14 protein-coding genes are annotated in these 12,190 nt (G+C 35.8%); 4 read left to right on the top strand and 10 right to left on the bottom strand.

Going from position 1 to position 12,190, the window contains the following annotated elements; translation table 11 throughout:
* Window positions 1-8 precede the first annotated feature (8 nt).
* The 6 genes from P9B04_RS04680 to P9B04_RS04655 form a co-directional block, all read right to left on the bottom strand.
* On the bottom strand, window positions 9-368 hold the full coding sequence (locus P9B04_RS04680; protein WP_342053839.1) for a BMP family ABC transporter substrate-binding protein: 360 nt from the start codon (window positions 366-368) through the stop codon (window positions 9-11).
* A gap of 23 nt (window positions 369-391) precedes the next feature.
* The gene (locus P9B04_RS04675; RefSeq protein WP_342053838.1) at window positions 392-841 is read right to left on the bottom strand and encodes a BMP family ABC transporter substrate-binding protein; all 450 of its coding nucleotides are present in this window, start codon (window positions 839-841) and stop codon (window positions 392-394) included.
* Window positions 838-1,434, bottom strand: coding sequence for a signal peptidase I (lepB, locus tag P9B04_RS04670; RefSeq protein ID WP_342053837.1), 597 nt, complete (start codon window positions 1,432-1,434; stop codon window positions 838-840). Before lepB ends, P9B04_RS04675 begins: the two co-directional genes overlap by 4 nt.
* Before the next feature lie 68 nt (window positions 1,435-1,502).
* A complete protein-coding gene (mazG, locus tag P9B04_RS04665; RefSeq protein ID WP_342053836.1) occupies window positions 1,503-2,336 on the bottom strand; it encodes a nucleoside triphosphate pyrophosphohydrolase in 834 nt (277 codons plus the stop codon).
* Between the two features lie 81 nt (window positions 2,337-2,417).
* Entirely contained in the window at window positions 2,418-3,533 is a 1,116-nt protein-coding gene (locus P9B04_RS04660) for a hypothetical protein (RefSeq protein ID WP_342053835.1), read from the bottom strand.
* A gap of 54 nt (window positions 3,534-3,587) precedes the next feature.
* Window positions 3,588-4,184, bottom strand: coding sequence for a GUN4 domain-containing protein (locus P9B04_RS04655; protein WP_342053834.1), 597 nt, complete (start codon window positions 4,182-4,184; stop codon window positions 3,588-3,590).
* Window positions 4,185-4,341: 157 nt separating this feature from the next.
* Between P9B04_RS04655 and P9B04_RS04650 the strand changes: the two genes are divergently transcribed.
* The 3 genes from P9B04_RS04650 to P9B04_RS04640 all read left to right on the top strand — a co-directional run bounded on the left by P9B04_RS04650 (window position 4,342) and on the right by P9B04_RS04640 (window position 7,358).
* Window positions 4,342-5,532 carry a methyltransferase domain-containing protein gene (locus P9B04_RS04650; protein WP_342053833.1) on the top strand — a complete coding sequence of 397 codons (1,191 nt, stop codon included), beginning with the start codon at window positions 4,342-4,344 and terminating at the stop codon, window positions 5,530-5,532.
* A 66-nt stretch (window positions 5,533-5,598) separates the two neighbouring features.
* On the top strand, window positions 5,599-6,594 hold the full coding sequence (gene arsS / locus P9B04_RS04645) for an arsenosugar biosynthesis radical SAM (seleno)protein ArsS (RefSeq protein WP_342053832.1): 996 nt from the start codon (window positions 5,599-5,601) through the stop codon (window positions 6,592-6,594).
* 32 nt (window positions 6,595-6,626) lie between these two features.
* Window positions 6,627-7,358, top strand: a complete 732-nt coding sequence (locus P9B04_RS04640) for a TVP38/TMEM64 family protein (RefSeq protein WP_342053831.1) — start codon at window positions 6,627-6,629, stop codon at window positions 7,356-7,358.
* 70 nt (window positions 7,359-7,428) lie between these two features.
* On the opposite strand, the gene P9B04_RS04635 is transcribed toward P9B04_RS04640, so the two are convergent.
* Both P9B04_RS04635 and P9B04_RS04630 read right to left on the bottom strand, forming a co-directional pair.
* Window positions 7,429-8,112, bottom strand: a complete 684-nt coding sequence (locus P9B04_RS04635; RefSeq protein ID WP_342053830.1) for a Uma2 family endonuclease — start codon at window positions 8,110-8,112, stop codon at window positions 7,429-7,431.
* A 205-nt stretch (window positions 8,113-8,317) separates the two neighbouring features.
* Window positions 8,318-9,898, bottom strand: a complete 1,581-nt coding sequence (locus P9B04_RS04630; protein WP_342053829.1) for an NAD(P)H-quinone oxidoreductase subunit 4 — start codon at window positions 9,896-9,898, stop codon at window positions 8,318-8,320.
* 279 nt (window positions 9,899-10,177) lie between these two features.
* Between P9B04_RS04630 and P9B04_RS04625 the strand changes: the two genes are divergently transcribed.
* Window positions 10,178-11,506, top strand: a complete 1,329-nt coding sequence (locus tag P9B04_RS04625) for a TIGR03279 family radical SAM protein (RefSeq protein WP_342053828.1) — start codon at window positions 10,178-10,180, stop codon at window positions 11,504-11,506.
* A gap of 65 nt (window positions 11,507-11,571) precedes the next feature.
* On the opposite strand, the gene P9B04_RS04620 is transcribed toward P9B04_RS04625, so the two are convergent.
* Both P9B04_RS04620 and P9B04_RS04615 read right to left on the bottom strand, forming a co-directional pair.
* Entirely contained in the window at window positions 11,572-11,799 is a 228-nt protein-coding gene (locus P9B04_RS04620) for a hypothetical protein (RefSeq protein ID WP_342053827.1), read from the bottom strand.
* A 2-nt stretch (window positions 11,800-11,801) separates the two neighbouring features.
* On the bottom strand, window positions 11,802-12,089 hold the full coding sequence (locus tag P9B04_RS04615; protein WP_342053826.1) for a type II toxin-antitoxin system HigB family toxin: 288 nt from the start codon (window positions 12,087-12,089) through the stop codon (window positions 11,802-11,804).
* Between the last annotated feature and the right edge of the window lie 101 nt (window positions 12,090-12,190).

Genomic DNA, 12,190 nt, shown 5'->3' with positions numbered 1-12,190 from the left:
TGTTTGGCCTAAGTTTTCGCAGCGAGTGACCCCTGGCTTTTTGAGAAGATACTTTCTTGTGTGGTTTTTAAGACGGCAGGAGAGGCGTTATCTAACCATTGATAAACAACATCAGCACCGGCAGAAATTAAGGCTAAGGTTGCTTCTTTTGCCTTGGCTGCGTCATTCCAATCTCCCGTATAACTGGGAATGATTTTAATGTCTGAATTGATAGATTTTGCCCCTAACTCAAATCCTCTTAATTCTTCATCGGTAGCTTGAAAAGATTGGGCTGTAATATAAGCCATTTGATTGCTTTTTGTCATTAATGCCCCTAAGATGCCACATAGGTAGCTTCCCTGCAAATGATCTATTCTTAAAGAGGCTATATTTTGCCCTTCAACAGCCCCATTTACGCCGATAAAAAAGGTTTCAGATTTACGCCGATAAAAAAGGTTTCAGGGAATTGATCGGCTATCTGTTCAATAGCTGCATCAAATTGTCCTCCGTGAGCATATACTAAACTGTAACCCCGTCGAGCAAAATCTGCTAAAGTTTCTGCTTGATCTGCCTGAGAAACTTGTTCGACATAAGCTATTTCTGCTCCCAATTTTTCTTTAGTTAACTTAATACCTTCGTAACCAGTTTGATTCCAAGCTTTATCGGTTATAATCCCTGGTAGAACGATGGCTATCTTGAGAGAATCTTCGCTTTCTGTTTCTAGGTTAGTTGAAGGAGATGTGTTTTGGTTTTCGGAAGTAGAATTATTATTATTTCCACACCCTTTTAAAATCAAACTTCCTAAAAAAGCTGAGGTCAATCCTAAAAAAAGTCTGCGTTTCAATAGTACTTTATCTATCATATTATTGTACTTAAAATATTGCCAATACGTTGGAAAGGAAAAAAGCGAAAAATAGCATGACCAATGATATTTTCTTCGGGTAAGAACCCCCAAACATGGGAGTCGTTACTATTATTTCGATTGTCTCCCATGACAAATAAATAGCCTTCGGGAACTTCTACGGCTTCCAAGTTATAGTGAGGAGATTCTAGGATATAGTCTTCTTCTAGGGGGTAGTCGTTGACGTAAACAAAACCTTCTTTAACCTCAACAGTTTCCCCTCCTGTGGCAATAATTCTTTTGATGAAAGCCTGTCCTTTATCATACCCTTGTAATTGCAATTGCATGGGAGGTTCAAAAACAACCACATCACCGTTTTGTGGGGGATGAAAATAATAAGATACTTTTTCAACAACTAAGCGATCGCCTGTTTCTAAAGTAGGAGACATAGACTCAGAAGGAATATATCTGGGTTCAGCAATGAAAGTACGAATAATAAATGCTAAGATAACAGCAATAACTAAAATTTGTACATTTTCCCAGATAATTTGCCCAATGTTATTTTTCTGCTCTGAAGTAGGGTTAACTGGTTCTTTTTTGGGATCAATGTTCATAAAGCGATTGTCTTTTTCTCAATTATAACTGGTTTTCCTTAAGAGGATATTTTTTTTATGATAATTACTTATTGATTCAATTCTTTTTTTGCTTGTTGCCAAAGCTTTTCTAAATATTCTAAGGGATAATCTGTTAGAGGGCGATCGGCAAATTTTTCCATCTTAGAAAGCCGTTGAATGAATCTCTCATTAGTTCCTGATAGGGCTTCTGAGGCATCTAAATCGTACCAACGGGCTAGGTTGATAATAGTAAATAACAAATCTCCTAATTCTGATTGTTGATGGGCTTTGTCATCAGTTTCTAATGACTCTTTAAACTCGCTTAATTCTTCAGAGAACTTATCCCAAACCCCCTCAACATTTTCCCATTCAAAACCTGCTTTTGCTGCCTTAACCGATATTTTACTACTTGCCATGAGGGGGGGTAAAGTGGAATGGTAGCGATCTAATTTTGGACTCAATAATTGAGCCGTTTCTGGGGTTTCTCCTTTCTCTTCTGCCTTAATTTTTTCCCAATTTTGACGTACTTGTTCGCTATTTTCAACTGTTACATTGCCAAACACATGAGGATGACGACGAACCAATTTTTCTGTGATTCCTTCTGCCACTTCTTGTAGGCTAAAATGACCGTTATCTTTGGCTATTTGTGCCTGTAGTACCACTTGCAACAATAAGTCTCCCAATTCTTCTGCAATAGCCTTTTGATCTTCGCTTCTGATAGCATGAACTACTTCGTACGCCTCTTCTATCACATAAGGTATCAAAGTTTGGGGAGTCTGGGCTAAATCCCAAGGACATCCCCCGTCAGGAGATCGCAGTTTGGCTACAACATTAATTAAATCGTTTAATGCTTTTAAGATAGCATGATAAGTTTGGGTTGGATTTGTTTGGGGACTAGACATAAATAGCAACAATAAAACCTACCTATCTATTGTTAACCAAGTTGGGATTTTTTTCAATTATTATCAAGCAATAGATTTAATTTACTGGCTTGCTTCTTTTACCTTAGCTTGAGCATACTGTAGCAGTTTTTGTGCTTCTTGGTGAGCAGTGGTTCCTGTTTCCACTTTTCTCAATTGTTCGATAGTCCCTTGCATTTTTCTAATAAATATTTGTCTTTCATTCGGCTTAACTCCGTTAGAAAATTGTTCTTGAATAATTTGGATGTCTTTTTGAGCCGTTGTTAAGATATTCACCGATTCTTTTTCAGCTTTAGATCTTAGTTTTACCAGACTATAATTAGTTTCGTATTGTGCTAATAAATCCTGAGTTTCTAAATAGCCTAAATCATCTTGAGAAATTGTTTCTAAGCGATCGATTGCTTTTTGCCAAAGCTGTTGACATTCTTGCCAATGATCCGCAGAATGAGGAGGATTCTGGCACATTTCTGCCGCCGATAAAGAAAAGCTTTTGGCTGCATTTATCATAGTATTTGTTCTTTGTTTTTCCGTTATGGTACCGGTTACAGATTGAAAGTCTCTTTGATAACTACCTAATTTTGAACTAGCTAAGGTTGCAGCTAAAGTGTTGGGGGGTAATTGTTGTAATTCATCCAGGGATTTTTGCCAACTTGTTATGATTGTTTGTTTTTGTTCTGATTGAGTAGCTTGTTGATAGTTTTGTCTGACTTGTTGTAAGTTATTCTCTGCTTGCTGATAGGTATTAAAGGCATTTTTTTGTTGAAATATAATTGCTTCCATTCTACCTATTTTGCGTCTAGCATCCTCAAATTCATCGACGGTAAACTGCCAACTACAACTAAACATTTCGCAGTATCTTTTCGGTTCATAACCAATAAACCAAACCGGTAATTTGTCTAAATTTTCTTGAGCAAGTTTAACCTTTTCTTCTCCTAATTCGATATCATCAAAACTAGAAACCTGATGAATTAATTGATCCGCTTGTTCCACATGGGCGATCGCTTCTCGATAATTATGATCCATTTGAATATAACTAGGTAATAATAAGAGAGGCGCAACTTTTGAGACGGGACGACGTATCATGGGATAGGGTAAATTTACTAAGTAAATAAGCCCAAATAAGCCGGCTGTAGTAATTGTTGTAATACCTAAACCCCAAGCAATAAATTTCAGTTTCATAATCGATAATAATAAGAACACTTATTATTATTGTTCCCAGTCTTGATGAATTTATTAAGATACTTGAGGATCCGTTAAATTGCACTCGATTAAACGCATAAAGCAAAAGGTTGCCATTTTAAATCCGTAGGGAGATTTCCACCAAATAGCGGGAAAACAGCCTTCTGGGGCAGATAAGGTAAAATCGAAATTACCATAGTCACTGCCTCGCCATTGTCCATTCTGCCGCCATCCCACACGATCGCCATACTTTTGTAAAATATCCATGTTTTGGGATCTGAGGGTTTCAATACTTCCCCCCACTTCTTCATAGAGACGCAACTGAATGCTAAACCCGAAGCGATTACCGCTATAATCACGCCAGAGGGTGTCTATCACCTGCAAAATGCTACAGGGGAGTTGCTTCATGTCACTTGGTGTGAGATCATCCCGACTACGGTTAACTGCGTCTAGGATTACTCTGCTAGTTTCTTGATCCGCTTCTTTGAACTTTTCTTCTTTTAAAAATTCTTGTAATTGACTATATCTAGTGATATCGGGAACTAATTTAAGTTTTTCTTCTAAGTCAGCGACTTTGCTTTTTAAGAACTTCACTTCGCTTAGGATCTCCGCCAAATCAGGCGTGTTTTCTTGGGTTAAAGACTCAGACATAATTAATAATGTGTAACCAATTAGTGATATCTTAGGAAAGTTAAGGCAAATCTCAGGAAATTCTCATTTCTTTCTTCTTTAATGATATTACATTCCTGAACAAACGGTTTATTTTGTTTTTCTTTTGTAATTAATCCAAGGTGATTTACAGTTAAATATGGTAACTTCTCAATCTTTCAACTCTGTTACTTATGATATCGAAAAGACTGTCATAGATCGTTATCAAGAAGGGGCAAAAGTTCAACAACCTAGTTTATGTTGTCCTACCGAATACGAGGGGAATTATTTAGAAATTTTACCCCAAGAAATTATCGATAAAGATTATGGTTGCGGTGATCCAACTCGTTATGTCGCAAAAGGAGAAACTGTCTTAGATTTAGGTTCTGGAACGGGAAAAAATTGTTATATTTTAGCTCAAAAAGTTGGTGAAACTGGTCAAGTTATTGGTGTGGATTTTAACGATGAGATGTTGAAAATTGCTCGTAAATATCAGCAGGATATTGCTGAGAAGATTGGAGCAAGCAATACAAAATTCGTCAAAGGAAAAATACAGGACTTAACTCTAGATTTAGACCTAGTTGAAGGTTGGTTAAAGAGTCATCCTATCCAATCGGTGGACGATTTAAGTAAGTTTGAAAGCGAATGCGATCGCTTCCGTGAAAATAGCCCTTTAATTGTAGATGATAGCATCGATGTGGTCATCTCCAACTGTGTCTTAAACCTAGTTAAGCCAGAAGATAAACAACAGTTGTTTGAGGAACTATATCGAGTTTTAAAACGAGGTGGAAGGGCGATAATTTCTGATATTGTGTGCGATGAAGATCCTACACAAAATATTCTTAATGATCCTGATTTATGGAGTGGTTGTATTGCCGGGGCATTTCGAGAAGATCAATTTCTAAAGATGTTTGAAAATGCTGGATTTTATGGTGTTGAAATTCTTAAAAGAGAGGAAACACCCTGGCAAGTAATTGATGGTGTTGAATTTCGTTCTATGACCATTCGTGCCTATAAAGGGAAGGAAGGTCCTTGTTTAGAAAGAAAACAATCTATTATTTATAAAGGGCCTTGGAAACAAGTACAGGACGACGATGGACACACTTTTTGCCGAGGAGAAAGGATGGCGGTTTGTGATAAAACTTATCAGATTTTAACCCGTGCAGAAAGTCCTTATCAAAAAGATATTATTGGACTTCCTCCTTATCAAGAAATAGCCTTAGAAGAGGCAACAGAATTTAGTTGTAAAAATAAGGCAATTCGTCATCCTAAAGAAACGAAAGGCAGTAACTATAATCTTACAGAAATTAAAGAGAATATAGACTGCTGTACTCCTGAGGAATGTTGTTAATTATAAAGTTAACAGTGATCAGTTAACATTAACTGATCGCTATTAACTTACTTGAGAGCAGAACAGATGATTACTTTAAATAATAATAAAATAAACCCGTTTCATAACCAACTAAAACAAACACTAAACAAACAAAAAATAACTGTCTTACAGATAAATTTAGGAAGACGTTGTAACCTTGCTTGTACCCATTGTCATGTCGAAGCAAGTCCCAAAAGAACAGAAGAATTATCACCAGGAATTTGTCAACAACTAATCCAGTTAATTAGTCGCTTTCCGCAAATTAAGACTATTGATTTAACAGGGGGCGCACCAGAAATGAACTACGGGTTTCAACCCCTAGTAGAAACTGCGAGAAAAATGGAAAAAGAAGTTATTGTACGTTCAAATTTAACTATCTTTTTTGAGGAAGGGTTTAAAAATATGCCAGAATATTTTGCCCATAATCAATTAAGAGTAGTTGCTTCTTTACCCTGTTATTTAGAGGATAATGTAGATAAACAAAGAGGTAAAGGGGTTTATGATGCTTCTATTAGGGCTATTAAAAAACTTAATCAATTAGGTTACGGAAACGACCCAAATCTAATTTTGGATTTGGTTTATAATCCCTCTATCCCCAACAATGAAAATTTTTCCTTAACCCCTAATCAAATTAACTTAGAGAAAGATTATAAGACCTTCCTTAAAGATAATTTTGATATTAGATTTAATCAACTGTTTACAATCACCAACTTACCCATTGGTAGAGTTAAAAACTATCTAAAAAACAAAAATTTGTATGTTTCCTATATGCAATTTTTAGAGTCTCATTATAACGAACAAACTCTCAATCATCTCATGTGTCGTAATCAACTTTCCATCGATTATTTGGGCAATGTTTATGACTGTGATTTTAATCAAATGGAAAACATATTAGCTACCTTGCCTAATGGAAAACCATTAACTGTAGAAACCTTGCTAGAAATAGGTAATTTAGACGTTATCACTGATATTAAGACTGCTAATTATTGTTATGGTTGTACTGCTGGAAGTGGATCTAGTTGCGGAGGTTCACTAATTTAACTCACTTAAGTATTAATTGAAGGATATTTATCATGGAAAAAAGAGCAAAATCTAACAAATTTTTACTGAAACTAGGAGGAATTGCTGTGTTAATTACTGCCACCATAATTATTATCAAACAGCTAGGAATTCTAGATACTTTTAGTATTACAGATACTCTCCAAAACTTATTACAATGGATACAGGATTTAGGAACTATTGGTTATTTGATCTTTATTTTTGCTTATATTTTATCGGCTGTTTTTTTGATTCCTGCTTCAATTTTGACCTTTGGTGCCGGAATTATTTTTGATGTAATTGAAGGGGCAGTTTTAGTCTCTATTGCCTCGGTACTAGGGGCAATTACAGCCTTTTTAATAGGGCGTTATCTTGCTAGAGGATGGGTTTCTCAACAGATAGAAAAATACCCAAAATTTAAAGCAGTCGATGAAGCAGTAGGGAAAGAAGGATGGAAAATTGTTGGATTAACTCGTTTATCTCCTGTGTTTCCTTTTGTTATCTTAAACTACGCTTTTGCCATTACAAAAGTATCCTTTAAAGATTATGCGATCGCTTCTTGGATAGGGATGTTACCTGGTACAATCATGTATGTTTATATTGGTTCTCTGATTGGTAACCTTGCCACTTTAGGAGCGACAGAAAGGGAAAAAACACCCTTAGAATGGGTTTTATACATCGTTGGCTTAATTGCTACCATATTAGTAAGTGTTTATGTTACTAAAATTTCTCGACAAGCGTTAGATAGTCAAATCGAAAAAATATAAAATGTATCAAAAGATATTTAATTCCAAGGAAATAATACTAGATAACATTATACTTAATATATATAATTATTTATAATTCATTAGGATCAATCCCCAAGCTTCTAAGTCTTTCTTCTAGTAATTTTGCTCTTTCTTGAGCTTGTCTCGCTTCCTCTTGAGGGGTTAAATATCTTTTCCCTTGTTTATCATACCAGTATAACCATTCTCTTTCTACTCCTTGATAAACTCCTATTTCTCTTCCTATTCCTAAGTTAATTTCTGCTAACCAAACTGGTTCCCCTTCTAATAATTGATACTCTCCATTTTCTAATTGATACACTTCTAAACGGGGTTTTCTTTTTCTTAAAGGGTTATAAATGACATAATATAATACTCCCATATTTGCATAATCTTCTTTCTTTTGAGTATATTCTCCTCTTCTGGTTTGAGACACTACTTCTAAAACAATTGTGGGGATAACAAGTTCATCCCATAACACATAAGATAACCTTAAATCTGAATCAATAATGCGGGGAACTCCTACGCTTAAAAAACCATCAGGAACAATCACATCTGTTGGTTGTTTAGGGTTGTAATAAATTCCCATATCTACCCCAAAATACCAGTCCATTTTCTCTTCCCAAATCAAGGCTAAAATATCTTTCAGTACATGGGGAATTAAGTCTTGTAATTCGTTGTCCACAGGAGTATCATCAGAGTCTGGTAAATCTTCAGCAGAGGGTAAACAATGACGGGGATTATAGTTTAATAGCATTGTAAGAAATTGAATTCGCTTGGGAAGATTCTATTTTATCCTATCATTTCTTTCAATATCCATCCACAGCTAACAATCAAGATTATACTCTAATTCTCGTTGTCTCTCAGTTAATAGGAATATTGATTAATCTCAGAAGAAAAGGAAAGAAATAAAAAAGCCCACTATGAAGTAGACTTTTTTATAACTTAAATAGGCTAAATTCCTATTTAATTATCGGGGCTTTAATTGCCATATCATAACGAGAAGCAACTTCTACTTCTTCCACTAAACTAGGCACAGATTCACGTAACAAAGCGGTTAACTGAGTAGTAGTTGAATCGTAAATCTGAGTAACAATTTTCGGATACAAACCAATGCCAATAATGGGAATTAACAGACAGGCGATAATAAACACCTCTCTGGGTTCTGCATCAATTAGTTTGGTATGAGAAACTAACTCTTTATTTTCTGGTCCGTACAACATTTCCCGTAACATGGACAGCAAATAAATGGGTGTTAAAATGACACCAATAGCAGCCAAAAAGACAATAATAACTTTGAAAGTAGAGTTATAAGCATCGCTAGTTGCAAAGCCCACAAACACCATTAATTCTGCTACAAAACCACTCATTCCAGGTAAAGCTAAAGAAGCCATCGAACAAGTAGTCCACATAGCAAATACTTTCTTCATTCTCTGACCAACACCACCCATTTCGTCTAACATTAGGGTATGGGTACGGTCGTAGGTTGCCCCCACCATAAAGAAGAGACTCGCCCCAATTAAACCGTGGGAAATCATCTGTAACATCGCCCCACTCATTCCGATATCGGTAAATGAAGCAATACCTATTAAAACAAAACCCATGTGAGAGATGGAAGAATAGGCAATTTTCCGTTTTAGGTTGCGTTGGGCGAAGGATGTTAACGCTGCATAAACAATATTCACCACCCCTAGAATAACCAACACTGGGGCAAAATAGGCGTGAGCGTCGGATAACATCTGTGCATTCATCCGTATTAACGCATAACCACCCATTTTTAGGAGAATCCCTGCCAGCAACATATGCGCCGGTGCTGTAGCTTCCCCGTGGGCATCCGGTAGCCAAGTATGAAGGGGAAATATGGGTAATTTTACCCCGTAGGCAATGAGGAAACCAGCGTACAGGAATAACTGTAACTTGAGAGGGATATCTTTAGCTGCGATCGTTGCCATATCAAAGGTAACGGTATCGCCGAAAAAGGCCATGGTTAAAGCACCAACCAGGATAAACAGAGAACCGCCTGCGGTGTAGAGAATGAACTTAGTGGCAGCGTATAAACGACGTTTTCCGCCCCAAATGGATAAAATTAGGTAAACTGGGACCAATTCTAATTCCCATACCAGGAAAAACAGTAACATATCCTGAACTGCAAACACAGCTATTTGTCCACCATACATGGCTAACATCAGGAAATAGAAAAGTTTGGGCTTAAACGTCACCGGCCAAGCGGCCATGGTTGCCAAAGTGGTGATAAAGCCAGTTAATAAAATTAAGGGCATGGCCAAACCATCAGCCCCCACAGACCATTTTAAGTCTAGTTGGGGAACCCAAGCGTAGCTTTCTACTAACTGGAGGTTGGGATTACTGAGGTCGTAGCCCGTGTAAAAAGCATATACAATAATAGCAAAATCGATTAATCCCACTGTTAACGAGTACCAACGGACGGTTTTACCGTCTTTGTCGGGAATAATTGGTATTAACAACGCTGCTACAATGGGAAAGAGAATAACGGTGGTAAGCCACGGGAAGTTATCAAGATTCATTGACATTTTCTAAGCATTCATCAATATATGGGGTTGTGTTAGGAGGCTTAATAGTTGATAGTAAATAGTCAGGATAACCAACATTCTGTATTGCCTTTTACCTAATACAAGACCCGTTAAGGTATGATCGGGGTGACAGTCTACACTGTGAGGATAAATGACAATCCAGACAATCACCATTACACCCATCAATTTAACAAGATTTTTCTAGATATAATATTGTAAAAACCTTAAATTTTTTGGAAACTTTAATTTGTCACCGTTCTACAATTTTAAAATATGACTTTATCTTCTATTAACCCTGCTAAAATTACGGCTGTTTTACCGGGTTCTATGGCCGAAGAAATTGGCTTTGAAGTGGGGGATGCTATCGTTTCTATTAATGGGACAAAACCCCGTGATTTGATCGATTATAATTTTTTGTGCGCTGATGAATTTTTAGATTTAGAAGTGTTAGATAGTCATGGAAAGACTCATCTAGTGGAAATTGAAAAAGATTACGATGATAATTTGGGTTTAGAGTTTGAATCCGCTTTATTTGATGGGTTGCTTCAATGCAATAATCGTTGTCCTTTTTGTTTTATTGATCAACAACCTCCTGGCAAAAGAGATAGTTTATATTTGAAAGACGATGATTATCGCCTTAGTTTTCTCTATGGAAGTTATTTAACTTTGACCAATTTAACAGAAAAAGAATGGCAACGAATCGAAGCCATGCGCTTATCTCCTCTATACGTTTCCGTACACGCAACAGAACCAAATGTTAGAGTAAAACTATTAAAAAATAATCGTGCTGGCTTAATTAAAGAACATTTTAAATGGTTTCAAGAAAGACGGTTGCAAATTCATGCTCAAGTAGTGGTTTGTCCCGGAATTAATGACGGCATTCATTTAGAGAAAACATTAGAAGACTTAGCAGAATTTTCTTTAGGAGAAACGCCAGCAATTTTATCAGCAGCGGTGGTTCCCGTAGGATTAACTAAATTTCGTCCTACAGAAGATGAATTAATCCCTGTGAGTCGAGAAAAAGCCAAAGAAGTTATTAAACAAGTTCAGAGTTTACAAGCAAAATTCTCTCAAAAATTTAACACAAATTTTGTATGGTTAGCAGACGAATGGTTTTTAATTGCACAAGAAGATTTACCTCCAGAGTCTCATTATGAGGATTATCCTCAAATTGGTAATGGTGTCGGTTCTATTCGTCAATTTATTAAAGAATTTCAAGAAACAGCAAAACAACTATTACCCCAAAAAATAGAAAAGAAAAAAACATTGACTTGGGTAGTTGGCAATGCAGTAGCGAAAGCATTTACACCTTTAGTTAAAAAACTTAATGATGTAGATAATTTAACCGTTAATTTAGCTGCTTTAAATAGCGATTATTGGGGACAAGAAATTACTGTAACAGGATTATTAACAGGAGAAGATATTGTTTCAAAGTTAAAAAATAGAGATTTAGGAGATGGAATTTTACTACCTTCGCTTATGTTAAAAGATCACGATACAGTTTTTTTAGATGATATGAGGGTTGAAGAAGTTTCTCAAACATTAAACACTCCCATTATCATTGTTGATAGTATTCTTAGTCTGATTGAACATTGTTCTTAATACTGGCAAAGGTTCAAAAATTTAGTCAATATTAATTTAATTCATTTCATATTAGATTTTATTTTTTAAACCGATGATTCGGAAACATATTGATCCTCATAATTTTCAATCAATACTCCTATTACTTCCATTAATGATGCTAAGGGATGTGATTCATCTTCACCTACAATATCAATTAATTCGTCCAAAATTGTCACTAATTTTTGATATTCTGCTTCGGTATGAGGAACAAATAGATTATCAGATAAGTTTGACCAAGCAGTGACAGTTTGATTTAAGTTAGTCGTAATCATAGTTATTCTTTCCATTTATTTTTATTATATTCTTGATGGCTTAAAACAGCCCGAATATAAACCTTTTTTCGATTATAGTGTATAGCAGCAATTAATCTAACTTTATTACCACCAATATTAAAAACAGTTAGTTTACCAACTTGATCAGCAGAAGGAAATATCTTCCTTAATTCAACAAAAGATGAAAAATCATTATTTTTGATGTTATTATACCATTGAGAAAGTGCGGTTTTTGTTTCAGGATATTTTTGAGCAAATTCATTTAAACGTTTACGAGTGATCACGTGCATAATTTATGTTTCTAAACTTGCTAGAATTTTCTTAACTTCTTGAATATTTAACTAATTCCTGGCGAGAAATCCCCGATTGAGGGACGAAAATCGAGGGATGA

Source organism: Crocosphaera sp. Alani8 (genome assembly GCF_038442745.1).
Lineage (GTDB): Bacteria > Cyanobacteriota > Cyanobacteriia > Cyanobacteriales > Microcystaceae > Crocosphaera.
Note: the sequence above shows the minus strand (reverse complement) of the source record. Positions and strands in the feature narration are given on the sequence as shown.

Bases quoted from the DNA above. Each gene is read 5' to 3' on its own strand.
- P9B04_RS04675 (WP_342053838.1), bottom strand. From the start codon at position 841: ATGATAGATAAAGTACTATTGAAACGCAGACTTTTTTTAGGATTGACC.
- lepB (WP_342053837.1), bottom strand. From the start codon at position 1,434: ATGAACATTGATCCCAAAAAAGAACCAGTTAACCCTACTTCAGAGCAG.
- mazG (WP_342053836.1), bottom strand. From the start codon at position 2,336: ATGTCTAGTCCCCAAACAAATCCAACCCAAACTTATCATGCTATCTTA.
- P9B04_RS04660 (WP_342053835.1), bottom strand. From the start codon at position 3,533: ATGAAACTGAAATTTATTGCTTGGGGTTTAGGTATTACAACAATTACT.
- P9B04_RS04655 (WP_342053834.1), bottom strand. From the start codon at position 4,184: ATGTCTGAGTCTTTAACCCAAGAAAACACGCCTGATTTGGCGGAGATC.
- P9B04_RS04650 (WP_342053833.1), top strand. From the start codon at position 4,342: ATGGTAACTTCTCAATCTTTCAACTCTGTTACTTATGATATCGAAAAG.
- arsS (WP_342053832.1), top strand. From the start codon at position 5,599: ATGATTACTTTAAATAATAATAAAATAAACCCGTTTCATAACCAACTA.
- P9B04_RS04640 (WP_342053831.1), top strand. From the start codon at position 6,627: ATGGAAAAAAGAGCAAAATCTAACAAATTTTTACTGAAACTAGGAGGA.
- P9B04_RS04635 (WP_342053830.1), bottom strand. From the start codon at position 8,112: ATGCTATTAAACTATAATCCCCGTCATTGTTTACCCTCTGCTGAAGAT.
- P9B04_RS04630 (WP_342053829.1), bottom strand. From the start codon at position 9,898: ATGAATCTTGATAACTTCCCGTGGCTTACCACCGTTATTCTCTTTCCC.
- P9B04_RS04625 (WP_342053828.1), top strand. From the start codon at position 10,178: ATGACTTTATCTTCTATTAACCCTGCTAAAATTACGGCTGTTTTACCG.
- P9B04_RS04620 (WP_342053827.1), bottom strand. From the start codon at position 11,799: ATGATTACGACTAACTTAAATCAAACTGTCACTGCTTGGTCAAACTTA.
- P9B04_RS04615 (WP_342053826.1), bottom strand. From the start codon at position 12,089: ATGCACGTGATCACTCGTAAACGTTTAAATGAATTTGCTCAAAAATAT.